The sequence below is a fragment of the Frigoribacterium sp. AC394 genome (genome assembly GCF_979258095.1).
The window spans coordinates 2,081,335-2,105,051 of the sequence record NZ_OZ409834.1 but is presented as its reverse complement, the minus strand read 5'-3'; the positions used below and the strand labels follow the sequence as shown (position 1 = coordinate 2,105,051).

The 23,717-nt window shown below is 73.1% G+C and carries 24 protein-coding genes and 1 pseudogene; 10 read left to right on the top strand and 15 right to left on the bottom strand.

The window, feature by feature from the left end; translation table 11 throughout:
• Positions 1-63: 63 nt before the first annotated feature.
• Positions 64-921, top strand: coding sequence for a pentapeptide repeat-containing protein (locus ACZZY9_RS09780; RefSeq protein WP_463463944.1), 858 nt, complete (start codon positions 64-66; stop codon positions 919-921).
• A 78-nt stretch (positions 922-999) separates the two neighbouring features.
• Here ACZZY9_RS09780 and ACZZY9_RS09775 read toward each other — a convergent pair whose 3' ends face one another.
• The 4 genes from ACZZY9_RS09775 to ACZZY9_RS09760 form a co-directional block, all read right to left on the bottom strand.
• Positions 1,000-1,419 carry a BLUF domain-containing protein gene (locus tag ACZZY9_RS09775; protein WP_463463943.1) on the bottom strand — a complete coding sequence of 140 codons (420 nt, stop codon included), beginning with the start codon at positions 1,417-1,419 and terminating at the stop codon, positions 1,000-1,002.
• Positions 1,416-2,618, bottom strand: coding sequence for a PP2C family protein-serine/threonine phosphatase (locus ACZZY9_RS09770; RefSeq protein ID WP_463463942.1), 1,203 nt, complete (start codon positions 2,616-2,618; stop codon positions 1,416-1,418). Before ACZZY9_RS09770 ends, ACZZY9_RS09775 begins: the two co-directional genes overlap by 4 nt.
• 115 nt (positions 2,619-2,733) lie before the next feature.
• On the bottom strand, positions 2,734-3,150 hold the full coding sequence (locus tag ACZZY9_RS09765) for a hypothetical protein (protein WP_463463941.1): 417 nt from the start codon (positions 3,148-3,150) through the stop codon (positions 2,734-2,736).
• Positions 3,151-3,522: 372 nt separating this feature from the next.
• Positions 3,523-4,260 carry an SDR family NAD(P)-dependent oxidoreductase gene (locus ACZZY9_RS09760; protein ID WP_463463940.1) on the bottom strand — a complete coding sequence of 246 codons (738 nt, stop codon included), beginning with the start codon at positions 4,258-4,260 and terminating at the stop codon, positions 3,523-3,525.
• A gap of 253 nt (positions 4,261-4,513) precedes the next feature.
• On the opposite strand from ACZZY9_RS09760, the gene ACZZY9_RS09755 reads away from it, so the two are divergent.
• The gene (locus ACZZY9_RS09755) at positions 4,514-5,392 is read left to right on the top strand and encodes a hypothetical protein (protein ID WP_463463939.1); all 879 of its coding nucleotides are present in this window, start codon (positions 4,514-4,516) and stop codon (positions 5,390-5,392) included.
• 74 nt (positions 5,393-5,466) lie between these two features.
• Here the strand turns inward: ACZZY9_RS09755 and ACZZY9_RS09750 are convergent, their stop codons facing one another.
• Together ACZZY9_RS09750 and ACZZY9_RS09745 are read right to left on the bottom strand one after the other, a co-directional pair.
• Positions 5,467-6,108, bottom strand: coding sequence for a hypothetical protein (locus tag ACZZY9_RS09750; RefSeq protein WP_463463938.1), 642 nt, complete (start codon positions 6,106-6,108; stop codon positions 5,467-5,469).
• Positions 6,109-6,335: 227 nt separating this feature from the next.
• A complete protein-coding gene (locus tag ACZZY9_RS09745; RefSeq protein ID WP_463463937.1) occupies positions 6,336-6,947 on the bottom strand; it encodes a class I SAM-dependent methyltransferase in 612 nt (203 codons plus the stop codon).
• Between the two features lie 68 nt (positions 6,948-7,015).
• Here ACZZY9_RS09745 and ACZZY9_RS09740 point away from each other — a divergent pair, with 68 nt between their 5' ends.
• From ACZZY9_RS09740 to ACZZY9_RS09715, 6 genes are all read left to right on the top strand, one after another.
• Positions 7,016-7,507: a tetratricopeptide repeat protein gene (locus ACZZY9_RS09740; protein WP_463463936.1), complete on the top strand. Its 492-nt coding sequence runs from the start codon at positions 7,016-7,018 to the stop codon at positions 7,505-7,507.
• Complete coding sequence (locus ACZZY9_RS09735) at positions 7,504-8,037, top strand: GNAT family N-acetyltransferase (protein ID WP_463463935.1); 534 nt, start codon at positions 7,504-7,506, stop codon at positions 8,035-8,037. The genes ACZZY9_RS09740 and ACZZY9_RS09735 overlap by 4 nt, the downstream gene beginning before the upstream one ends.
• 68 nt (positions 8,038-8,105) lie before the next feature.
• The gene (locus ACZZY9_RS09730) at positions 8,106-8,543 is read left to right on the top strand and encodes a GNAT family acetyltransferase (protein WP_463463934.1); all 438 of its coding nucleotides are present in this window, start codon (positions 8,106-8,108) and stop codon (positions 8,541-8,543) included.
• A gap of 126 nt (positions 8,544-8,669) precedes the next feature.
• The gene (locus tag ACZZY9_RS09725; RefSeq protein ID WP_463463933.1) at positions 8,670-9,074 is read left to right on the top strand and encodes a hypothetical protein; all 405 of its coding nucleotides are present in this window, start codon (positions 8,670-8,672) and stop codon (positions 9,072-9,074) included.
• Positions 9,075-9,082: 8 nt separating this feature from the next.
• Positions 9,083-9,733, top strand: a complete 651-nt coding sequence (locus ACZZY9_RS09720) for a maleylpyruvate isomerase N-terminal domain-containing protein (RefSeq protein ID WP_463463932.1) — start codon at positions 9,083-9,085, stop codon at positions 9,731-9,733.
• A 118-nt stretch (positions 9,734-9,851) separates the two neighbouring features.
• Positions 9,852-10,466: a hypothetical protein gene (locus ACZZY9_RS09715; RefSeq protein ID WP_463463931.1), complete on the top strand. Its 615-nt coding sequence runs from the start codon at positions 9,852-9,854 to the stop codon at positions 10,464-10,466.
• 81 nt (positions 10,467-10,547) lie between these two features.
• Here ACZZY9_RS09715 and ACZZY9_RS09710 read toward each other — a convergent pair whose 3' ends face one another.
• The 6 genes from ACZZY9_RS09710 to hxlB all read right to left on the bottom strand — a co-directional run bounded on the left by ACZZY9_RS09710 (position 10,548) and on the right by hxlB (position 15,197).
• A complete protein-coding gene (locus ACZZY9_RS09710) occupies positions 10,548-10,979 on the bottom strand; it encodes a hypothetical protein (RefSeq protein WP_463463930.1) in 432 nt (143 codons plus the stop codon).
• A gap of 110 nt (positions 10,980-11,089) precedes the next feature.
• Positions 11,090-11,887 (bottom strand): transglutaminase-like domain-containing protein, encoded by a 798-nt coding sequence (locus ACZZY9_RS09705; protein ID WP_192060939.1) that lies wholly within the window; start codon positions 11,885-11,887, stop codon positions 11,090-11,092.
• 232 nt (positions 11,888-12,119) lie between these two features.
• Positions 12,120-13,058 carry an aggregation-promoting factor C-terminal-like domain-containing protein gene (locus tag ACZZY9_RS09700; protein ID WP_244637183.1) on the bottom strand — a complete coding sequence of 313 codons (939 nt, stop codon included), beginning with the start codon at positions 13,056-13,058 and terminating at the stop codon, positions 12,120-12,122.
• Positions 13,059-13,413: 355 nt separating this feature from the next.
• Positions 13,414-13,689, bottom strand: coding sequence for a DUF1653 domain-containing protein (locus tag ACZZY9_RS09695; protein WP_463463929.1), 276 nt, complete (start codon positions 13,687-13,689; stop codon positions 13,414-13,416).
• Positions 13,690-13,924: 235 nt separating this feature from the next.
• Positions 13,925-14,545: a 3-hexulose-6-phosphate synthase gene (gene hxlA, locus ACZZY9_RS09690; protein ID WP_192060937.1), complete on the bottom strand. Its 621-nt coding sequence runs from the start codon at positions 14,543-14,545 to the stop codon at positions 13,925-13,927.
• A gap of 55 nt (positions 14,546-14,600) precedes the next feature.
• Positions 14,601-15,197 (bottom strand): 6-phospho-3-hexuloisomerase, encoded by a 597-nt coding sequence (gene hxlB, locus ACZZY9_RS09685; RefSeq protein WP_463463928.1) that lies wholly within the window; start codon positions 15,195-15,197, stop codon positions 14,601-14,603.
• A gap of 101 nt (positions 15,198-15,298) precedes the next feature.
• Here hxlB and ACZZY9_RS09680 point away from each other — a divergent pair, with 101 nt between their 5' ends.
• Entirely contained in the window at positions 15,299-16,183 is an 885-nt protein-coding gene (locus ACZZY9_RS09680; protein ID WP_463463927.1) for a LuxR C-terminal-related transcriptional regulator, read from the top strand.
• Positions 16,184-16,361: 178 nt separating this feature from the next.
• Here ACZZY9_RS09680 and ACZZY9_RS09675 read toward each other — a convergent pair whose 3' ends face one another.
• Positions 16,362-18,254: a glycosyltransferase family 39 protein gene (locus tag ACZZY9_RS09675; protein WP_463463926.1), complete on the bottom strand. Its 1,893-nt coding sequence runs from the start codon at positions 18,252-18,254 to the stop codon at positions 16,362-16,364.
• A 396-nt stretch (positions 18,255-18,650) separates the two neighbouring features.
• Between ACZZY9_RS09675 and ACZZY9_RS09670 the strand changes: the two genes are divergently transcribed.
• Complete coding sequence (locus tag ACZZY9_RS09670) at positions 18,651-19,304, top strand: galactosyltransferase-related protein (protein WP_320480074.1); 654 nt, start codon at positions 18,651-18,653, stop codon at positions 19,302-19,304.
• A gap of 312 nt (positions 19,305-19,616) precedes the next feature.
• Here ACZZY9_RS09670 and ACZZY9_RS09665 read toward each other — a convergent pair.
• Positions 19,617-21,123: pseudogene (locus ACZZY9_RS09665) on the bottom strand (nucleotide disphospho-sugar-binding domain-containing protein).
• On the bottom strand, positions 21,120-23,468 hold the full coding sequence (locus ACZZY9_RS09660; protein WP_463463925.1) for a glycosyltransferase: 2,349 nt from the start codon (positions 23,466-23,468) through the stop codon (positions 21,120-21,122). The pseudogene ACZZY9_RS09665 and the gene ACZZY9_RS09660 overlap by 4 nt, the downstream one beginning before the upstream one ends.
• Between the last annotated feature and the right edge of the window lie 249 nt (positions 23,469-23,717).

The window sequence follows — 23,717 nt, the reverse complement described above, 5'->3', positions numbered from 1 at the left end:
TTCCTCCGGGAGTTCCCCCTCCTCGCCCCCTATCGAAATTCACTTTCCAGAGAGCTTCTCCTCATGGCGTCCATCAACCTTCCCGACCCCTCATCTCACAGCCGCGCAGATCTCCGAGCGAACTGCGGCGACTGCTTCGCACTCTGCTGCACGGCGTTCGGCTTTCAACGCTCCGCTGACTTCGCGATCGACAAGCCAGCGGGGACCGCTTGTAGAAACCTGTCCGACGACTTCGCGTGCACCATCCACGATTCGCTTCCCCAGCGAGGCTTCCGCGGCTGCACGGTCTTCGACTGTTTCGGCGCCGGTCAGTTCGTATCCCAGCAGTTGTTCGACGACGTGAGTTGGCGAGAGAGCCCAGCGACGGCGCCCGAGATGTTCGCTGCTTTCGCGCTGGCCCGTCAACTGCACGAGATGCTGTGGCACCTCACCGAGGCCAGCGCGAGAGCGATGTCGCCTGATTCCGCAGCGCCCGCAGACGACCTCCGTGACAGGATCGCCGCCTCCCTCGCTGCTGATGCGGAGTCGGTACTGGCCACCGATGTGTCAGAACTCCATGAACAGGTTCGACAGGTTCTCATCGACGTGAGCGCAGAGGTGCGAGGCGGATACCAGAACGAGGACGAGGGTGGGGCCTCGGACTTCATGGCCGGGTCGGATCATGCGGGGGCGGACCTGCGAGCCATGACGCTCGGCGGTGCGGATCTGCGCGGGGCGTGTCTCATCGCCGCCGACCTCCGCGGCATGGATCTCTCACACGTGGACCTCCTCGGAGCCGACCTCCGCGATGCGCGGCTCGAAGGCGCGGACCTGTCCGCGGCGCTCTTCGTCACGCAGTCGCAGATCGCTGCGGCCCGGGGCGACGCCCGAACGGCGCTCCCTCAGGACATCGCACGGCCGCGTCACTGGCACCGACCGTGACTCGCGCCGGTCTCTCGTCGCGGGCACTTCTCCGGGACGGGTCGCCGCGAATCCCTGAGGCGACTGCCCGGCCACGGGCTACGCCTTGCGGCGGAACCATTCGAGGAGGAGCTGGGCACGGGAGGAGTCCTCGCGGATTCCGAAGCGCCCGACGGGTGTCTCGAAGAGGGACTCGTAGCCGGGTGCCGTGCGCAGGTCGGCGTCGACGGGGTCGGGGAGGCCCATCGACCACTGCGGGAACCTCCGCTGCTCGATGGACTCGTCGAGCAGCGTCTTGAGACCCGTGTGGCGGGGATCGCCGGAGATCGCCGCGTATCTCTCGCGGACATCCCTGTCGGCGCCTTCGAGGACCTGCATGAAGCGGCCCTTCTTGTAGAGGAGCATCCCGGTGAGGCCGTGGCGCTCGTTGTTCTCGCGGCTCTGCAGCAGCAGGGCCGCGATCTGCGTCGCATCGAACGGCGTCGACGCCGTGCTCAGGTAGGTCAGGGAGGTGATCACGGTCGCCTCGCTTTCTTCTCGTGACGACGGACGACCAGCACGGTGACGTCGTCCTCGGGACGGAGGGCTCCGATGGCATCCGACAGCTCTGCGAACAGGCTCGCGTCGTCGGCGGACCGTCGGACGAGGGCCGCGAGCTCATCGAGGGCGCCCAGCGTGCCGTCGAACAGGTCGAGCGCGCCGTCCGAGCAGGTGAACAGGACGTCGCCGGGGTTCAGAGTGGTCTCGTGGGCCGTCCAGCCGCCGCCCTGGGCGATTCCGATCGGGAGGTCCGTCGAGGCCAACCGCACCGAGGTCCCGTCGGTGCGGAGGACGACCGACAGGCCGTGTCCCGCATCGGCGTATCGGAGAAGACCGGTTCGAGTGTCGAGGGCCGCGTGGAAGAGGGTGGCGAAGGTCCCCGTCGCCGAGAGGTCGGCGAGCACCTGCTCGTTGACCGCGGAGACGGCCGCTGCGGGCTCCCAGCCGGGCCGAGCCTGGAATGCGGCTCGCACCGTAGCGGCGATGAGGGCGGCGGAGTAGCCCTTGCCCATCACGTCGGTGAGGGTGACGTCGATCCGCTCGGGCGACGAGACGGAGGTGAAGAAGTCGCCTGCGACCTCGGAGTACGGCCGCGTGAAGCCGGCGACCGTGAACCCGTCTTCGTGCGTGAACGGCGCGGGGAGCATCTGCTGCTGGGTGCGACGGGCGTGATCGGCGGCGTGCACCTGGCGCAGCTCGCGTTCGACCCAGGCGCCGAGCTCGTCGAGCAGATCCTGGTCCTCGAGGGTGAGGTCCCGTGCGGCCGTGTCGACGAGGCAGATCGTGCCGACCTGGGCGCCGTCGGCCACGCTCAGGGGTCGCCCTGCGTAGAAGCGGATGTGGGGGTCGCCCGTGACGGACCCTCGGTGAGCGAACCGCGCATCCTCGAGGGCATCGGGGACCACGAGGATGTCGGGCTGCTGCACGACGACATCGCAGAACGAGTCCGCCCGCGGTCCGAACGGCGCCGCGCCCGGTGACTGCGGGGACTTCGTGAACTGGTGGTCCTGGTCGATGAAGTTGATCTCGGCGATCGGCACCCCGAAGAGCTGCTTGGCCATGCGCGTGATCCGGTCGAAGCGCTCCTCCGCACCGGTGCCCATGATCCCCAGGTCGTCCAGCGCCGCGAGCCGGAGACGCTCCCGTGCTTCGGAACGATCCATCGTCGTCTCGCTCACCGCGCCTCCTCGTCCTCCACCGCTCGAACTATCCGACACCTGCGGCCCGGCCGCTGCCGATCACGCTACGCGGCTGAGGTGGGAACAGGCACCCCGCTTACGGGGTGTCGATGCTTCACGCGGCAGACCATCCGGCGGGGCGGAATTCGCGCTGCACCTCCGCGATGTCGTAGACCTCGAGCTCGAGGAGGTCCGCCAGGGTCTCGCCCTCGGCGTGCCACGCCTGCTCCCACTCCAGCGTGTCCCAGCCCGTCTCGGGCACGAGATGGTCGAAGAAGGTGTCGGTCCACGCGAGTAGTCGGGCGGCGAGTTCAGCGGAGAGGCCGTAGTCGTCGGGCTCCATCCCGTATTTGTCCGTGCCGCTCTCCCAGAGCGGATAGGCGTGACCCCAGTCGACGAACAGACGGATGCTGCGCAGCTCTCCGTCGCGAGCCTTGCGGGCACGCTCGATGGCCCGCCACGACGAGAGGCCCTCGGGCACCAGGAGCTCGACCTGCGTGACAGGGTCGACCACGACTCTTCTCGAATCCATGCCACCAGGGTCGCACCCTCTCGTCGAGTCATGACTGCAAACGGAGCCGGGGCGGGGCGAGGCGGGCGGGCCGGGCCGGGCCGGGCCGGGCCGACGCTCGCGAGCTATTACGCGACGATGCGTAATAGCTGTGGCACCATGGCACCTCCTGGGCCAGGGTCTCGGACCTCGGGAGCACGGGTTCCCGCCACGTGCGCCGGGTCCGCCCCACGCACGACGGGCCCAGCCCACGCGCGGTGGGTCCGGCGGGTTCGTGTCACTCGGGGCGGGTCAGCGCTGACCCGCCGCCGATGACGGGAACCCGCCGAACCCGGCCCGTGCACGCGCACACGCACGAATGCATGCACGCACGCACGCACGCACGCACAGCGTTCACCCGCGCGGCAGCACCACGCCCGTCTCGCGCTCGAGCGCCGCGAGCACCGCGTCCTGGAAGCCCTCGTCGCCGACAGACTCGTGCGGCCGCTGCTGCTCGTCGTGGAACCAGTACGCCCCGCTGACCTCGCCCAGCTCGCCGAGGGCCAGCCGCCGCTGCGTACGGTGACCGAGCTCGAAGTCGTCGGGCGCCCCCGCGCCTCCCATCTTCGTGGCCACCCAGCCCGGGTCGACCGCATTGCTGCGCAGATCGGGCAGGAGGCGCGCGACAGCCGCCGAGAACGCCGTCACGAACAGCTTGCTGTCGGAGTACGACCCCGTCTCGCGCGTCCCCGCCCAGTCGACGGCGTCGAGCACCGACGCGCTGCCGCTCTTGTGCATGCCGCTGCTGAGATACACGTGCCGGGTCGGCGCCGTCAGCAGGGCGGTGAGCAGGTAGGGCGCGACGACGTTGACCGGCATCATCGCCGCGCCGCGGATGAGCCCGGCGTTGTGGATGACCGCGTCGAGCGGGGAGTCGAGGGCGTTCAGCTCGTCGGCGAGCGCCGTGACCGCGTCTCGGTCGCCGAGGTCGGCGACGACGAGTCGGGCGCCGCGGTCGACGAGCGGCTGCAGCACCTCCCCGCGGGTGTCGCCGCGCGCGTGGACGACGACGTGGTGCCCCTGCTCGAGCAGGGCTTCGGCGGCGCCGCGGCCGAGGCCGTCGGTCGAGCCGGTGACGAGGATGTGTGCCATCCCTCGACTCTGGACCCCGCGCCTCCTGCTGTCCTGGGTCCGGGGGGGCCTGGGGCCGGGGCTGCGGCGGGTTCCCGTCATCGGGGGCGGGTCAGCGCTGACCCGCCGCGGAGGACGGGAACCCGCCGAACCCGGCCCGCGCCTCCTGCCGTGCCGCGCCGCGCCTCCTGCCGTGCGGCGCCGCGCCTCCTGCCGAGCGGGATGGTCCTCACGAGGGATGCGGGCCGCCGCCGTGCTGCCCGAGACTCGGCTCATGCCCTCCGACACGACCGACCCCGCCGCCGACCCCGCCGCCGCGACAGACGGCAGGAGGCGCGGGTCGAGCCGCCGCACCGTCGCCCTGGTCGTCGGCCTGGCTCTGGCCGTGCCCGCTCTCGGCATCGGCGCCCTGGCCTGGCTGCTCGTGCCCGATCCGGTCGTCACGACGGTCGTCGACGCTCAGGGGCGTGAGACCGAGCTCGACTGGAGCGAGCATCCCGGCCGGTTCGGTCTGCCCGTCGACGAGGTGCTGGCCGGCCTCTCTCTCGAGGAGGGCGTCGCGGAGGGCGAGGCGATGGTCGACGAGATGGAGGCGGCGCTGACGGAGCGGTTCTCGGTGAGGTGGGTCGCGCCTCCTGCAGGTCTGTCCGACGACGACGTGACGTTCCCGACCGACAACGGGTGGGGTGGGCCGTCGCTGCTCGAGGTCGTGAACCTGCCGACCGAGCAGACCTCGTCGGTGCCGCGGTCGTGGGCCGAGAAGGAGGCGGCGGTCGCGATCATCGGCGAGGTCGCCGCCCGGCACGGCTGGTCCGAGCCCTGGTTCGACGACGAGCGCTGGCCGCAGCCCGCCGCCGACCGCCTGGCTCAGACCGGCGGGACGACGCTGGCCGAGCAGGTGATCGTGTCGGGTGGTCTCGAGGGGCCGACGGGTCAGTGGCTCTCGTTCACCTTCCAGGATCTGTCGAAGGACGACGCCGAGGGCACGTTCGCCGCTCGCTTCGACGACGTGGCGGATGCGGGGTGGGAGCCCGAGTCGATCACGCTGTCGTACGGGGCGGACGGGCTGCTGCCCGAGTCGCGCCGTGCCGAGTTCGAGCGCCGCGCCGAGCCGTTCGCAGGGCAGGTGCTGCCGGAGGCGCAGGAGGACTGAGCAGGAGCGGCCCGGGAGCGCTATTCGTAACGAGCTATTACGTTCCGATGCGGAACAGTTGCGGCGGGTTCCCCTCATCGGTGGCGGGTCAGCGCTGACCCGCCCCCGATGACGGGAACCCGCCGCACTCGGTCCGCACTCGCGTCGGCGACGAACGCACCCGAGCACGCCGCGAGCGCGCACGCGAGGATGGCGCCCGAGAGGAACGCGGGTTGGAGGACGGCGCCGGCGTTCAGGCAGCCGAGAGCGACGGCGAGCAGCACGGACCGGCTCACGTCGCCACGGACGAGCGACGCTCCGAGCAGGGCGGCGCACGCGACGGTGAAGGCGATGGCGGATGCGGCCGCCACGCCGATCCAGACGCTCTCCGCCCCGAAGGTCGTGCCCGACGACAGGTATCGAGCGCACCACACCGCGATGCCCCCGGTGAGCAGCACCGGCATCACCGCGAGGGCCGCGCTGCACCTCGCCCGAGTTGTCGGAGACGAGCCGCCGCTCGCGAAGACGACCACACAGGCGACGGCCGACAGGGCGATGGCGAGTGCCGTGGCGACGACTCCGGGCACGATCAGCCCGATGCCGTCCGGTCGGAATCCGCGTGACTCCGCCAGAACGTCGGCGGCCAGCAAGACGGGCCCGCCCGCGGTCACGATCGAGCCGAGAGACCCGAGCGTCAGCAGCACCACACGGAGACGGGATGCTGCGGTCGGCGACATGACGACAGTCCATCAGCAGGAGGCGCGCCCCGCATCCCCCGCGAGGACCCGATGCGGCGCGGTCACCGGTGCCGGCCGGCGATGCCGACCGAGGGGCCCGCTCTGCGGAGGGCATCGTGGTGACGAGCTATTACGCATCCACACGTAATAGCCGCCGACCATCGGCACGTCCCCGAGCCCGGCCCCTGCACCCCGCGTCGAGCACCACGCCGCCGACCCCCGGACGCTCACGGGTGCCGACGCAGCTCCGCCAGGATCGCACCATGCGGCCGCGACCCAGGCCGACCACCTGTCCGCGTATGCGTCTCGACCACGTCGAACCGCGCCTCCTCGAGCTCGGCGGTCAGCGCGTCGACCGACCACCGGTACGCGGTGACGACGGCGTGGTCGAACGCCTCCACCTCGTCGCCGACGAAGAACCCCACCAGGAGCCGGCCGCCGGGCCGGAGCACCCGCGCGAACTCGTCGAGCGCACCGCGGAGGGCGGCCGGCTCGTGGTGGATGAGCGAGTACCACGCCAGCACTCCCCCGTAGCTGTCCGCCGGGTCGGTCAGGGAGTCGATGCTCCCCACCGCGAAGGGCACAGAAGGGTAGGAGGCGCGGGCATGGTCGACGAATGCCCCGACCGCATCGACACCTCGGGCAGCGACGCCCCGGCCCGCCAGATGAGCCGTCCACTGCCCGGGCCCGCACCCCGCGTCGAGCACCGGGCCGTCGACCCCCTCGGCCCATGTCGTCACGAGCTGCACATCGGACGGATGCGCCGTCGACATCGCTCCCAGCTGCTCGATGTACTCGGCGGCACGCCGTGAGTACGACCCTTCGACGTCCCCTGTCATGCCCGAAGCCTAGGAGGATGAGGCGCCGAGCTCACCACCGGGCCACCGGATCGCAATAGCGTGGTGGCATGAGCGACGAAATGTGGGAAGACCGAGTGGCCGCGCTGTGGGCTGACGAGACGATCGACGACCAGCAGCGGATCGATCGAATGCGCGCCCTCGCCGACGAGGCACCGCACCCTGCCCTGGGCGAGTTCGAGCTCGGGGGCGCCTTCGACACCGGCGGGCACGAGGTCGAGGCCGACGTGCACTACGCGGCCGCCACCGCAGCAGGCCTCAACACGGTCGACCCCGACCGGGCCGCCCGGATGGTCGTGCAGCACGCGTCGACCCTCCGCAACATCGGCCGCATCGACGAGGCCATCGCGATGCTCCGAGACGCACCCCAGCACGCGGCCACCGGCGCGGCCCCCAAGGTCTTCCTCGCTCTCGCGCTGCACAGCGCCGGTCGCCCCGACGAAGCACTCCGCGTCGCGATCGAGGCCGTCGAACCGACCCTCCCCCGCTACCACCGCTCGGTCAAGGCCTACGCCGCCGCCCTCACCGAGGACGAGCGGTGATCGCACGACTCAACCTGCCCGTGTCCGTCCGTGCCCGCGACGCGAGCGTGCTCGTGAGACGGGCCACCCGCGACGATCTCGAGGCGATCATGCGGCTGCTCTCCGACGATCCGATCAGCGCCGGGCGCGGCGACGTCGCGAGCGACGCAGACCGCGGCGCCTACGCGTCCGCACTCGATCGGATCGTCGACGATCCGAGCAACGAGCTCGTCGTGGCGGTGGACGCCGCCGGCGTCGTCGTGGGCACGCTGCAGCTGACGGTCATCCCCGGCATGGCACGCCGCGGCAGCTCGCGACTGCTGGTCGAGGCGGTCCGCGTCGCCGGCACGCAGCGGTCGTCGGGCATCGGAGGCGCGATGATGCGCTGGGTGACCGAGCAGGCGGCCATCGACCTCGCCACGCCCCTGGTGCAGCTCACCTCGGACTCCGCCCGCACCGACGCGCACCGCTTCTACACGCGCCTCGGCTTCGTCGACTCGCACGTCGGGTTCAAGTACGCGGTGCCGCTTCCCACGCACGCCACGCGATAGAGGCCGATCCGAGGCGTCGTGAGCGACTCGCGGTCGGGAGTCGCGCCTCCTCGTGTCAGGCTCTCGGCATGGTTCAGATCCGAGCGTTCGCCGAGGCGGACACCGAGGCCGTGGTCGCACTCTGGCAGGAGGCGCGGCTCGTCAGGCCGTGGAACGACCCGTACCGGGACATCCAGCGCAAGACGATGACCCAGCCCGAGATGTTCCTCGTCGCCGACGACGCCGACTCGGTGGTCGGCACCGCCATGGTCGGCTACGACGGGCACCGGGGGTGGATCCACTACCTCGCCGTCGCCGCGTCCCAGCGTGGCACCGGGCTCGGGAAGGCGCTGGTCGGCGAGGCCGAGGCGATGCTGGCCGCGCTCGGCTGCCCCAAGGTGCAGCTGCAGGTGCGACCCGACAACACCGACGTCATCGCGTTCTACGAGAGCCTCGGCTACGCGACCTACGAGGCGGTCAGCATGGGGAAGCGGCTGGAGAGCGACGAGGCTTCCGCTCAGGCCTAGGGTCTCGGGCACGTTCAGTGGCCGGCCTCGAACGAGACCCCAGCTAGTCGCCGAGACCCCAGAGCGCGAACTGGGGTCTCGGCGGGAAGATGGGGTCTCGCGGCCGGCGGGTTCTACTGTGAACCCATGGCCGTGGACCCGTTTGAGAACGCCGAGCTGGAGCGAGCCGAGCGGGCCGTGGCGCACGTGCCGAGCCGCGCCCTGCTGCCCCCGCGTGGCCGTGGTGGCGAGCGCCCGGTATCGCGGGTCGGCCGCGTCCTGACAGCCGTCGCCCCGCTCGCCGCGATCGCGACGGTCGGTGTCGAGATGCTCTTCTCGTTCGCCTCGACATCGGTCGAGAGCGTCTGGGTTGCGGTGGTCGCCCTGGTCGCGGTCACCATCGCGGTGAGCATCGCGGCCGGCGAGTACGGCGGCCGGTGGGGACGCATCAGCGGTGTCGCCTCGGGCATCGTGATCATCCCCCCGATCGGCATGGCGATCGCCTGGTGGTCGTCCGAACTGATCGCCTGGCTCGCCCGGCTGGTGGGCTAGCCGTGGCTGTGCCAGGGCCCGACGACTTCGCCGAGACGCGGGCCGCCTTCGCCGACGCGGCGACCTGGTTCGGTCGGACCGTCCGCGAATTCGATCTCGCGCCCGACGAGTGGGACGCCCCGGCCCTCGGCGAGTGGTCACGCCGTGACCTCGTCGGTCACACGTCGCGAGCGCTGCTCACCGTCGAGCAGTATCTGGACGGCGGCCCGTCGTCGTCGTCGCGGCGCACCATCGACTACTTCCGGGCGGTTCGCTCTGGTCGCTCGGACCCCGACGAGGTCGCCGAGCGTGGTCGCCGCGCGGCGGACGAGCTCGGCGACCGTCTGCCCGACGCGGTCGACGGGATCGTCGAGCGGGTGATCGACCTCGTCTCGCAGCAGCGGGCCGACACCCGTGTCTCGACGCCGATCGGCGAATGGACCCTCGCGACGTACCTCCCCACCCGCGTCTTCGAGCTCGTCGTCCACACCCTCGACCTCCGGCGCGCCGCAGGCATCGCCGACGCGCTGCCCACCGGCCCCGGTCGCGTGGCCCTCGCCGTGCTCGGGTCGCTCGTCGCCGACGCGGCGGTGGACGACGCGGCGGTCGCCGGAGCGCCCGCGCTGCTGACCGCGCTCACGGGTCGGGCGGCGTGGCCGGCAGGCCGCTCGATCCTCTGAGCTCGAGACCCAGCTCCTCTCCGAGACCCCGGTGCGCGCAGAGGGGTCTCGGCGAGGAGCTGGGGTCTCGGCGGCTGGTCGGCGGCTCGCGCGGACACCTGCCTGACTACGGTGAGGCATGACGTTCTTTCCCGCGGTCGTGCCGTCCGACGACGAGGTCCCGGCGGAGTCGTATCGGGCTCCCGAGTGGGCCGCGCCTCCTACCGCCTGGCTTCCCTCGCGCACCGGGGTGTCGGCGCTGCTCGCCTCGACCGACGATGTGGCCATCACGATCAGAGGCCTCGCCGTCTACTCGACGGGCGTCGCGCTGGACGTCGACTGGTCGCTCCGCAGCCGGGGCCAGACGCCCCGCGAGTGGGCTGACCTGTCGGACCGCTTCGAAGGCGGACGCTGGCGGCCGGGCAGAGCCGACCCGACTCGAGGCATCCGGTTCGGCGTCGCCCTCGCCGACGGCACGAAGGCCCTGACCGGGGTCGGTCACGGCCACCATCACTTCGGTGACGATGCCGAGGTTCCCGACCCGCCCCTCCTGACCCTGATCGAACACGGCGGCACGGGCGACGACGACCTCTTCACCACGTCGGCCTCGCTGTGGCTCTGGCCGCTGCCGCCCGCCGGCGCACTCGATCTCGTCGTGAGCTGGCCCGAGTTCGACGTCGCCGAAGCGCGGCACACCCTCGACGCCGTCGACTTCGAGATCGAGGCCGCGAGAGCGCGTCCGCTCTGGCCGTAGCCGCGCGAGACCCAAGCAAGTCGCCGAGACCCCAGCGCGCGAACTGGGGTCTCAGCGACTAGCTGGGGTCTCGCGGCCGGGTCAGCGGTGAGCGTCGACCTCTCGCTCCGCCTCGCGCGACCACGTCTGCGTGATGAGACGCGCCAACTCGGACGAGGGCGACGCCCCGTCTCCCTGCCCACCCCGTCCGCCGATCCGGGTCGACACCGGACGAGACGCTTCGACGCTCCACACGACGGCGCCGGCCAGGCAGGTGAAGCCGGCCAGCAGCAGCCCCATGACCACGAGGGCGCTGCCCCACCACAACCCCGATCCGTCGCCGGGGCAGCCCTCGAAGGTCTGAACTCCCCACTCGTCGACGTCACCGACGGCGCACCAGGCGGCGAGGTTGCGAATCGCCGTACCGATCGCGACCAGCCCCGTCACCGCACATGCCAGCGTCAGGACTCCCGCGGCGAGCACCCACCAGCGGGCGCCCGACAGCGTCTTCAGACGATTCACGAGATTCTGCACCCGGTGAGGCTATCGCCACCCGAGACCCCAGCGAGTCGCCGAGACCCCAGCGCGCGAACTGGGGTCTCAGCGAGCAGCTGGGGTCTCGGCGCAGGGTCGGGGTCGGCGGCTCAGCCGAGGCTGACGAACTGCGCGACGTCGTCGGTCGGGAGCTCGTCGACGACGGCGGTGACGCGCATGCTCGCGACCGTCACCGCGCCTCCTCGGCTCGACAGGAACGCCGTGTCGGACGCGTCGCGCCCGGTCGCGATCCGCACCAGCGACTGGCGCGGGGCCAGCGCCGTCGCATCGACCACGTGCCACCGCCCGTCGACCCACGCCTCGGCGACGGCGTGGAAGTCCATCGGCGACAGCCCGGGCGCGTAGACCGACACGAGCCGCGCCGGCACATCGAGCGCCCGCAGCAGCGCGACGACGAGGTGCGCGTAGTCGCGGCAGACCCCGCGACGGTCGAGCAGCGTCTGCACGGCGCCGTCGGTCGGCGCGCTGGCCCCGGGCACGTACGCCAGGTGCGAGCCCACCCACGAGCTGACCGCCGCGAGCAGATCGCGACCGTCGAGCCCGGCGAACTCGGCCCGCGCCGTCGGGAACAGCGTGTCCGACTCGCAGTACCGACTCGGCCGGCGGTACCGCACGAGGTCGATCTCGTCGAGTTCAGGAGGCGCGAGCCGGCCCTCGACGACGGCCCGGTAGTCGACGGTCACCCGCCCGGCCTCGACCTCGCACAGGTGCAGTCGCGTGCCGTGCCGGTCGTCGATCTCGCGCACCTCGATCGGTTCGCCGTTCTGCGTCACCGCCAGCGACTCGTCGACCACCCCGTCGTACAGGCGCGACACGGCGACCGACAGCACGAACTCGGCGGGCGCCGCGACGTCGAACTCGAGCAGGGCGGAGGCGTGGCGTCTCATGCCTCGATCCTGGCAGCCGCGGGCCCCTGCCGCGTGTCGCGCGTGTTACCACTCGGCGCCCGGCCCGCCGCGCTCGCGCACCCGCGTCGATGAGTCACGACACGCCGCATGGCCCGAGGAGGCGCGGCGTGTCGTGACTCATCGAGCGCGGAACCCGGGGGGGGCAGAGAGGAGAGACGAGAGACGCCCTCCCCCGCACGGGGAAGGGCGTCTCGCGAGCGCGCAGCGCGGCTCAGTACCAGTTGACCGCCTGGCTGTGCGACCACGCGGCGCACGGGCTGCCGTACGCGCGGTCGATGTAGTCCAGCCCCCACACGACCTGGGTGGTCGCGTTCGTGGCCCAGTCCGAGCCGGCCGACGCCATCTTGCTGCCGGGCAGCGCCTGCGGGATGCCCGTCGCACCGCCGTTGGCGTTGTACGCCTTGTAGTTCCAGCCGGACTCCTTCGTCCAGAGCGAGACGAGGCACGAGTTCTGGTCGGCGCCCCAGCCGTAGTCGGACGCGGCGAGTCGCTGCGCGGTGGCCTTGGCCCCGGCGACGGAGTTGCCCTCGGCCAGCGACGCGGCGGCGGCAGCGGCGGCAGCGGCCTCGGCGGCCGCCTTCGCGTCGGCAGCGGCCTTGGCGTCCGCTGCGGCCTTCGCCTCGGCGGCGGCCTTCTCCTCGGCGGCCTTCTTCTCGGCGGCGGCCTTGGCCTGCTTGTCGACCTCGGCGGCGGCGGCCTGCACGGTCTGCGCCGTGCTCGCGGCCTCCGCGACCCGGTCGTCGACCGCGTCGGCGTCGAGCGACCGGTAGTCGTCCAGTGCGGCCAGCGACGTCTCGAGCGCGCTGGTGTCGACCTTGCCGGCGGACGCGGCGACGACCTGGTTCGCGATCGAGATCGTCGACTTCGCCTTCGCGTGGCTGAGCGACTCGGCGATCGCGGCCTCCTGCTCCTCGACGTCGGCCGCGTGGGAGGCGGCGGTCACGCCGGTCGCGGGCCCGGACGTCGTGTACACGGCGAAGCCGGTGCCGCCGACGAGGGCGACGGCGGCGATCGAGCCGATGGCGACCAGCTTGCGGCGGGCGGCCCGGCGACGCGCGGTGGCCAGGGCCCGGCGGGTGGGGGGCACGGCGGTGGCGGCGGTCTCAGGGGTGGGCGGGGCGGGGGTGGTGCCGGGTGTCTCGAGGGGCATGAGGTCCTAGTGCTCGGCCGACCCGCGCCTCCTCGGTGCTCGCGAGGAGGGCGCACCCCGGTTCTGACGACGGACTGGACACGTCGTCGACACCGGGGATCGGCGGTGGATTCCGTCGAGGCGGCTGAGCCTCGAGTCGTCCGCCCACGCTCCCGTGCGGACGGGCGTGCGCTCGGGCGAAGCGGCAAGTATGCAGAAGGTTCCTGATCATCCGCACAGAATCATCCTGCAGAGGGATGCGGGAGGTGCGGTGAGGCGCGACCGGGCACCGCCGACCGGGGCAGGGCCGACCGGGTCACGGCCGACCGGGTCACGGCCGACCGGGTCAAGGCCGACCGGGGCAGCGCCGACCGGATCAGTGCTCGCGCACGAACCGCGGCCCGTCGTACCCGTCGCGCTGCACGTCCGCGACGAAGTCGTCGAGCGGGCGAACCCAGAACGAGTAGTCGTCGTAGAGCTTCCGGTAGAAGACGAGCTGCTCTTCGGTCTCGCTGTGCCGCCCTGTGCCGACGACCTCGTAGAGCGCGCCCTTGAAGTGCCGGTAGATGCCGGGCGAGGGCGCGGCGCCGGGGGCGGGGTCGGGCTCGGGCTCGGAGACGGAGGTGGGCTCGGGGGTGATCGACTCGCTCATCACGATCACACTACGACCACCCGGAGTGAACTCGACTACGGCTCAGGTCCGCGCTAGTTTCGACCCCGGCGAGCCGAGAGGTGCGGCCGCCGGCAGCAATGGCGCTGACGACGGCCGTGCCTCTCGGCGAGCTCCGCGTACGCTCGTCGCCTCGACGACGAACCCCCGCATGAGCATCGAACCCCGACCTGACAGGGTGCGATGCTCACACGGGGGTTCGACGTGGTGCGGTGGATCAGATGGCGGCGCGGATCTCCGCAGCGGCCGCGGCGACGTCGTCCGCACCGTAGATCGCGGCACCGGCGACGGCGACCTGCGCACCGGCGTCACGGACCGAGCCGACCGACGACGCCTTGACGCCGCCGGCGACGGAGAACGGCACACCCGAGGCCTTGCCGGCCTCGAGCAGCTTCTCGAAGGTGAAGCCCTCTTCGGCCTGCTCGTCGAGACCGGCGTGCATCTCGACGAACTCGGCGCCGAGCTCGACGACCTCCTTCGCGCGGGCGGCCTTGTCGCTGACGCCGATCAGGTCGACGACGATGCCCTTGCCGTGGGCCTTGGCCGCCTTGACGGCACCGGCGATGGTGCTGTCGCCGGCCACGCCGAGCACGGTCACCAGGTCGGCGCCGGCCTTGAAGGCCTCGCCCGCCTCGAGCTCGCCGGCGTCCATCGTCTTGAGGTCGGCGAACACGATCTTGTCGGGGTGCGCCTCCTTGATGGCGGTGATGGCGCGGAAGCCCTCGGCCTTGATCAGAGGGGTGCCCAGCTCGATGATGTCGACGCTCGGTGCGGCGGCGGCGGCGAGCTCGAGAGCGGCCTCGGTGGTCAGGGTGTCCATGGCGAACTGCAGCTTCATGTGGTGCTCCTTCTATGAGGTGGGGTGGAACGGGATCCGAGGAGGCGCGGTGCGACTACTCGAGGTTGGCGTGCCGCGGCCAGAGGTCGTCGGCGTCGATGCCCGAGCGCTTCCACAGCGAGTGGAAGATCGCGTCGCCGACCAGCACGACGACCTGCTCGAACAGGCCGCCCGCGTACTGCGCCGACGCGTCGCCCGAGCGGTCGAGCTTCTCTGCCGCGGGGACGATGACGACGGCGGTCGCCAGCTCGGCCAGGGGCGACGAGGAGGCGGTGGTCACCGCGGCGACGCGGGCGCCGGCCTCGGTCGCCGCCTCCGCCGCACGGACGATGCCGCCCGTCGTGCCCGAGCCGCTCGCCGTCAGCAGCACGTCGCCCTCGCGGATCGCGGGGGTGGTGACATCGCCGACGACGTGCACGGTCAGCCCGAAGTGCATGAGGCGCATGGCCGTCATGCGGAGGGCCAGACCCGATCGGCCCGCGCCGTGCACGAAGACGCGGTCGGCGTCGGCGAGCAGACCCGCGACGGCCTCGAGACCGTCGGGGCTCGTCTCGATCACGGCGCGGAGGGCCTGGTCGACCTCGGCGCGCACGAGGTCGAGCGCGTCGGCGGGTGCGGGGGCGGCGGTGTCGCGGGTGTCTGCGGGAGGCATGGGTACCACCCTCCTCGCCCGCACCTCCTGATGCGCCGTGCGTCCGACGAGGTGTGACTATCCGTTCGGGTAGGTCGGGTTGTGGAGGATAGGTTGAGGCCATGCCCGACACAGCCGCTGCAGCTGACACAGCCCGCGACGCCGCCGCAGCCGACACGGCCCAGCCCCTCGTCGATCTGCCGTCACCCGCGAGCCGGTCGCTCGTCGTCGAGCACGCCCGGTCGGTCGCCGAGCTGGTCGACCGGCAGGCCCTCACCCTCGAGTCGCTGCTCGCGACGCTCCGGTCGTCGCGGCTCGACGACCGCGCCGCCCGCACCATGGCCATCGACATCGCCGCCTCGGCCATGGTCGAGATCCGCACCGAGACCGATCACCAGCGATCCCTGCTGCTCGAGCCGGTCGTCGGGGCCTTCGCGCGCCTCCGGAGCGATCTGCGACCGCTCGTCCGCTTCGGCGACCTCGACGTGCAGTTCGTCGAGCCTCCGGCGACCGGGCGCGCGCTACCCGGCGAGGTCGCCCACGCCGCCCGCGCCATCGTGCGGAGCGCCGTGCTGGCCCTCGTCGACACCGGCGACGCGCGCCGCGTGCGGATCCAGTGGGACTGCGACGGGCTCAACCTGCTGATGAGCATCCGCGACGACGGGGCCGGCGCCCTCACCGTGCACGACGACTCGCTGCGGCCCATCGCCGAACGGGTCACGGCGCTCGACGGCTCGCTCACGGTCGCCTCGACGCCGGGGTGGGGGTCGGACGTCGCCGTCTCGCTGCCCCTCGACCCGCCCGCCGAGAGCGGGACGCTCGACGAGACCGTGGCGCTGAGCGGGCGCGAACGCGAGGTGCTGCGGCTCGTCGCGTCGGGGGCGCGCAACCGGGCGATCGCCGACTCGCTCGGGATCAGCGAGAACACCGTGAAGTTCCATGTCTCGAACCTGCTGCGGAAGGCCGGCGCCCGCACCCGGGCCGAGCTGACCGCGCTGACGCGGTAGCGCGGCCCGCACCGGACCGCAGGAGGCGCGGGTCGGCACGCGGCGCGGCTCCGGTTCATCGCTACACCCGGTTTTCGGCGATACACCCCGATGAATGCGGGTGTCGCGCCGGGAACGGGGTGTCACGCCCGGGACCGGGTGTCGCGCCGGGGACGCGCGGCCGGCAGCCCGCGCGGCGCTAGCGCTCGAGCTCGACGAGGCGGGCGCGGTGCGTGCTCCAGCTGCCGACCTCGGCGTAGCCGTCGCCCAGCAGCTCGCGCAGTCCCGACTTCGGCGACGTGCTGCCGTCGGCCGCCACGTACTCGACGAACCAGACCCGCGGAGCGTCGTCGAACCGACCGGCCGCGGCCGCCTCGGGCACCGTCAGCACGTCGTCGCGCCAGCCGTCGGCGTCGACGAACGGCGTCTTCAGCGTCACGTCGCGCAGCCCCTCGAACCCGTCGGGGTAGGTGTGCAGCGCGAGACGCGGCTCGATCGACGGCTTCGGCGACTCGTCGAAGACGACGGCGTCTCCGGCGACGGCGTGCTCGCCGACCAGGGCGCTGAGGTCCTGCCAGCCGGTCGCGTTCTTCGCGTACGGTCCGCGCTGGTCGAGCCACACGGGTGCGGCGAGCCCGACGACGGCGACGCCGAGGGCCGCGACGGCCGTCCGTCGTGAGGCGAGCACGTCGATGCCGATCGCGACGAGGATCGCCACGGCCGGAGCGCTGAACGACAGGTACCGGCCCGAGAACGCGGGCACGGCGAGGTTCAGCGCGAGCAGCGCCACGGCCGGCACGAACGCCAGGAGGAGCGCCGTCACCGTGAGGACGCCGCGCGGTGTCACCGAGAGGGCGGCCGACCAGCCGTCGCGGGCGCGGTGCAGCAGCCCGGCGGCGAGCGCCACGACGGCGACTGCGACGAGCGCCCAGGCGACGACGGCGAACCGGGTGTCGCCGAACCACAGCTCGACGAGCAGGGCGCGCGGGCTGGTCGTGTCGCGCCGCGCGAGGAACGACACCTGTCCCCGCTGCGCCACCGAGAAGACGACGATCGGCGACACCGCGAGCAGCGCGACCACGACCGTCGCGACCCAGGCCCGCACGACGTCGCCGCCCTCGCGCAGGCGCGCCGCGCCTCCTTCGGGGATGCTCGCCGCACCTCCTGCGGGGATCGTCGCCGCACCTCCTGCGGGGATCGTCGCCGCGCCTCCTGCGGCAGCGGCCGGGCGGGCGTCGCGGGCCAGCGCGAGCAGCAGCAGCGCGTGCACGCCGACGATCAGGCCGAAGTAGACGAACACGCCCACCCCCGCGCCGGCGAGCACGCCGTAGACGACCCAGTCGGCCCGGGAGGCGCGGTGCCGGGAGGTCACGATCCGTACGAGCGCCCAGGTGCTCCAGACCGCGAGGGCGGCCCCGATCGCGTACGACCGGGACTCGGTGCCCATCGAGGTGACGCGGGGCAGCACGGCCGCGACGACACCGGCGATCACGGCGAGGCGGCGGGTGCCGAGGCGGTCGACGAGGAGCACGACTCCGGCGACCATCGCCCCGACGGCGAGCGCCGAGGGCAGGCGGGTCGAGAAGGGGGAGGCGCCGAACAGGTCGATCCAGAAGTGCAGCCCGAGGTAGTAGAGACCGTGCACGGCGTCGATGTGCCCGACCATGTGGAACAGGCTCGGCAGGGGGCGCTGGGCCGACATGACGCTCGCGGCCTCGTCGCCCCAGAACGACGGGATCCACGAGCCGGCCGCGGAGATCGCCGCGGCCAGCAGGCCGAGCACGACCGCGAGGCGGACCGGCGGGCGGGCGGTGGTGGTGGTGGCGGCGGCGGCGCGCGTACTGCGGGTGTTGCGGGTGCTGGTGCTGCTGGTGCTGGTGGCGGCGTCGGCGCCGCGGGTGTTGCGGGTGCCGGTGCTGGTGCTGGTGCTGGTGCTGGCGCCGGCGTCGGCGTCGGCGCCGCGGGTGCCGGTGCTGGTGTTCCGGTCAGCGGCGGCGGGGTGAGGCGTGGCGGCGGGGTCGGCGGCGCGGGCGGAGGCGGTGGGGTGAGCCGATGCGGCGGCGCCCGGGGACGGGGTCGATGCGGGGGTCACGGGTGCCTCTCCGACCCGGGGTCCATCCGCGAGTCGCGGCCGAGGCGGCCGACAGGCACCCGCGGGCCGAGGGGCGGACCGCGGAGGCGGCGCCCGGCTCGTTCCGGACGGTCGACCGCACGAGACGGCCGCCGTCAGGGTATCCACGCCGGCTGCGGGGCTCCTGCGGAGCGCGCCTCCTCTGCGCTTCGCGGCCAGCGCCTCCTGCCGCGGTGCTCGCGCCGTGCGGCGACTCCCGCCCATGAACCGCGTTCGCGAAGATGAACCGCGCTGTATCGCGGTTCATCTTCGCGAACGCGGTTCTTCGCAGAGTGGAGCGGGGCGGCGCGGGGCGGAGCAGGGCAGAGCTAGCACCGGCGGCGTCGCCGCGCGCGCCCGCGGCGCTAGGCTCGCCGGATGGTCACCGTCGTGCTCCCCTGGCGTCCGCAGCCCAGCCGCATCGCGGCCTTCGAGGTCGTCCGCGACTGGTACGCCGAGGCCCTGCCCGACGCCGAGATCCGCACCGTCGACTCCCCCGACCCCGTCTTCAACCTGGCCCAGTGCCGCAACCTCGGCGTCGCGGCCCTCGCCGACGACGAGATCGCCGTCATCGGCGACGCCGACACGCTGCCCCAGCGCGAGCCCCTCCTCGCCGCGATCGACGCGGCCCGCGACAGCGGCCGCGTGCACCTGCCCTACACCGAGTATCACTGGCTCGGTCGGGAGGGGACCACGCAGGCGGCTGCGGGGACGCCCCTCGAGCAGTGCGACTTCGAGCTCGTGCGGGGGGCGTGCTCGGGGGTGTACGTGACCCGCGCCTCCTCGTGGCGGAGTCATGGCGGGCAGGACGAGCGCTTCCGAGGGTGGGGCTTCGAGGACGCCGCGTGGTATCTCGCGCACAGCACGCTGCTGGGTGAGGCTCCGCGGCGTCACGAGGGCATGGTCTTCGCGCTGCATCACCAGGCGGAGGTGCGCGAGGGCCCGCAGTACGACGCGAACGCCGCCCTCATGGAGCGCTATCGCGAGGCCGCCGTCAGCCCCGACGCGATGCGCGCGGTCGTCTTCGGCTGACGCCGCGCCCCGCGCGCGCCGCGCACCCTGGTCAGAAGACGCCCCTCCGCGCCCACTGACGGGCCACTTCCGACCACCGTGGGCAGCGCTCTCGTCCCGCGCAGCGCACCTTGGTCACAAGACGCCCCTCGGCACCCTCTGACGGGCCGCTTCCGACCACCGTGGGCAGCGCCCTCGCCCCGCGCAGCGCACCTTGGTCACAAGACGCCCCTCCGCGCCCCCCGACGGGCCGCTTCCGACCAAGGTGGGCAGCGCCCCGAACGCCCCGAACGCACCGTGCGCGCTGATCCGAGGAGGCGCGGGTCGCCCGGGTCAGCGCCCGGCGGTCAGCGCGGTCGCGGCTCGCACCCTCCCCGGCACCTCGTTCAGCGACGAGGCGAGCGCGGCCAGGCGCGCCGCCGCGTCGGGCGCGCTCTCGTGGAGGGCGAGCACATGCCGCAGCGCCTCGACCAGCTCGCTCTCGGTGGCCGTGTTGGGGGGCAGCGCGACGCCGAAGCCGGTCCGCTCGAGCGCCGCGGCCCCCGCGAACTGGTCGGTCGAGAACGGCAGCACGACGAGCGGCACACCGGCGGTCATCGCCTCGGTCACGCTGTTGTTCCCCCCGTGCGTCACGGCCGCGGACGCCGCCCCGAGCAACCTGACCTGCGGCAGGAACTCCCGCACGAGCCAGTCGGACGGGATCTCGCCGAGGTCCTCCCGGGCGCCCGACCCCAGTGCGATCGCCGCTCGGACGCCGAGCGTGCGGAGCGCCCCGGCCACACGCCCGAGCACGTCCGAGCGCACCGAGAGGAAGCTCCCGAAGCTCACGTACACGAAGGGCTCGGCGGGTGCGGCGGGTTCCTGTCGGCGGGGGCGGGTCAGCGCTGACCCGCCGCCGATGACGGGAACCCGCCGAACCGCCCCGCCCTGGGCCAGCCAGGCCTCCACCTCGGAGTCGGCGGGCTCGGTGCGCACCGCCGAGCCGAGCCAGACGTGCGGCGGCAGGAGCTCCTCGCGCGCCGGGTCGGCCAGCTCGCCCGGGTAGTTGTAGAGCAGCAAGCTCGCCGTGCTCGCCGAACGCGCTCGTCGACGGCGGCAGGTGCGGGGCCAGCTCGGCGAGCGCGGTGTTCCACTCGGCGGTGAACGACGCGTCGACCCGTTCGCAGAGCTCGCGCAGCCCCGCGATGCCGGCCGTTCCGTCGTCGCGCCGACCCGCGCCTCCCGCGGCACCCGCGACATCCGCATCACCGGCCTCCCCGACCGCACCCGCAGCACCGGCCTCCCCGACAGCACCGACCGCACCGGCAGCCTCCGCCGCGAACGCCGCAGGCCACTCCGGCGGGCAGCCGTAGACCTCGTCGCCGACGGGCAGCGCCGTCGGGTGCCCGAGCACGACGTCGGCGTAGGGCACTCCCCCGGCGACGAGTGCGAGGCGGGCGCTGAAGGCGAGGTGGTCGACGATGATGCGGTCGGGCGCGACCGACTCGACGACCGCGAGCACGGCGCGGGCGGTCTCGACCGGCTGCCACATGAGGTCGGTGAGCCGCTCGCGAGCCTGGTACGTCAGGGTCTCGATCATGCCGACGCGGGTCGCGTCGAAGAAGCCGCGCAGCGAGGCGTCCTCGTCGGCGACCTGCTCCTCCGCCCGGATGACGCCCGGGTTCGAGCCGCGGCCGAGCTGCAGGTGCGCTCGTTCGAAGCCGAACGACTCGACGATGGAGGCGGTGGCTGGCCCGGTCGCGACGACCACCCGTTCGCCGCGCTCGCGCCATTCGGTGGCCAGCGTCGCCAGTGGCAGCAGGTGCGAGGCGTAGTCGGGGCTGATGACGAGCAGGGTCATCGGCTGCTCACGCTCCATTCGCGTTGTTCGAGCTCGTCGTGGTGCACGGTCTCGTACACGCCGGTCAGTGCTCGGGCCATGGCCTGGATGGTGAACGACCGCTCGACGGTGTCGCGTGACCGGCCGGCCCGCGCCTCCGTCGTCTCGTCGCCCGCGGCCTCGAGCGCCTGGCCCATCGCGCTGCGGAGGGCGTCGACGTCCCAGGTGCGGGTGAGGTAGCCGGTGTCGCCCTGGCGCACGTAGGTCGAGGGCCCGCCGCCCTCGGGCGCGACGACGAGCAGACCCGAACCCATCGCCTCGAGCAGCGCGATGCCGAACTCCTCTTTGAGGCTGCCGCAGACGTAGACGCCTCGGGGGGCCGCGAGCCCGGGCACCCCGAAGCGCGCCGCGGCGACCCAGCGGGCGACCGTGTCGTTCGGGCGATGCCCGGGCAGCAGCAGGCCGGAGGCGCGGTGCCGGTCGGCGGGGATGATCCTGTCGATGAGGTCGAGCTGCTCGCGCTCGTCGGCGCTCGGGTGCCGCAGATCGCCGCCGATCAGCAGCAGATTGGCCCGGTCGCGCAGCGCACGCGCACCGCCGGCACCTGCGCCTGCGCCGCCGCCGACCGCGCCCGCACCGCCGCCGGCCCACGCCTCGACGATCGTCGCCATGCCCTTCACGCGGTGCAGCCGCCCGACGCTCACCAGCAGCGGCAGGTCGCGCCGCTCGGGCGGCACGGTCTCGAGCAGCTCGCGCAGCTCGGCGAGCGGCGGGGTCGGCGGCAGCCCCGCGGCGTGCTCGGCGGCCTCGGACACCGCGCGATCGACCACGTCGAGATCGATGCCCTCGGGCACGACCGTGTGGCGTTCGGGGTGGGCCGTGATGTCGATGCCGACCAGTTCGCGCATGTCGCGCTGCAGCTCGGGTCGGGGGAACAGCACCGTGTGCGACGCGTTGGCCGCGAGCTGCTGCACCAGTCGGGTGCGGAACCAGAAGTGCTCGCGCTCGTCGACGTCGCCGAAGGTCTCGCGGGTCAGACCGCCCGCGAGGTCGAGCGACTGGATGACGGCGTGCGGGTCGGGCGCCACCGTGAACACCACGGGGATGTCCAGTTCGCGCGCCACGTCGGACGCCGCGAGACTGCCGACGTCGGCCATGCGCAGGTGCAGCAGGTCGACCCCGCCGCTCGCGCGCAGGATGCGACGGATGCCGCGTCGGGCCGCGACTCGCAGCGGCCAGGCGGTGGCCGACGAGACGGGCTCGCTGAGCAGGGGCACCCGTCCGTAGGTGTGACCGGTCGTGGTGGCGGCGATCCGTTCGACGCTGTCGAGCGCCCCGGCGGCCGAACCTCGCGAGAGGGTGACCACGCGGCCGACGTGACGGGTGTCGGGCTCGCGACCCGCGCCTCCTCGGCTGTCGGGGTCGGCCTGAGCACCGAAGCCCGCGCCGAAGCCGCCGCCCGCATCGGAGCCGCCGCCCGCGCCGAAGCCGCCGCCCGCGCCGGAGCCGGCCGGCGCCCCGGCGTCGGAGCGCCCCGCCAGCGCGTCGCCGAGCCGCACGAGCAGCGTCGCGATCCCGCCGTTGTCGCCGCTGCCCGCCTGCGTCAGGTCGGCGTCGATGTCGGCGTGCAGGAACAGCTGGGCGATGGTCAGGTCGCCGGTCGGGGCGCGGAGCTCGTCGGGTCGCGCCGAGAGGTCGACGACGGCCAGCCGTGCGACGTCGCCGAGGAACCCCTCGTGCCGCGCGAGCCCGTCGACCGCCGCGGCGACCGCGGAGTCGCCCTGCCGCTGCCCCAGCGCGGAGACGGCGGCGACCCGGACGCGCTCGTGCTCGCCGGGGTCGAGGGCGATGGTCAGCAGCGGCCGGGTGGCGATGGCGGCGCGCACCAGCCCGAGCGTCTCGACCAGCCGGTAGCGTGCATCGGGCTCGTGCACGCCGAGCAGCGCGCCCTCGAGCCCGACGGCGACGAGCGCGGGCGACGACGACGTCCACTGCTCGAGCGTGCGCTGCGCGACCATCCCCGTGAAGCCGCCGGTCGCGACGAGGCCGATCAGCCGCCCGATCGTGTCGTAGCGAGGGAGGCGCTGGCTGAGCGCCGAGGCGGCGTGCTCTCTCAAGAAGGTGCGGTCGCTCGACAGCAGCCCCGAGAGCACGACGTCGGCCGCGTCGTCGAAGACCTGCGCGAGGGCGTTCGTGGCGGCGATGGCGACGAGCTGGTCGTCGCTCGAGAGGGCCGTGCGCAGCACGCGGATGGTGCGGGGGCCGCCGGTGCGGGCGGCGTCGAGGGCCAGCTCGTCGGCGAGGCGCATGGAGTCGACGAGCCGCTCGGCCTCGTGGATCGCGTCGAGCGAGGTCTGGATCCCCATGTGGTGCCTCTCGAGGTCGTGTGCCGTGCGGTGCTGGTGCGCGGGCGGTGCTGGTGCGCGGGCGGTGCTGCGTGTGCGGCGCCGCCGGTGCGTCGCGCCCGGACTCCCCGGGCAGAGGGGAGCCTATCGCCGCCCGGTGACACTCTCGCGCGGGTCCGATCCGCGCGGGCGGGGCCCCTGGCGGTGGGGCGGGTCCGTGTCATCGGCGGCGGGTCAGCGCTGACCCGCCCCGGAGGACGCGAACCCGCC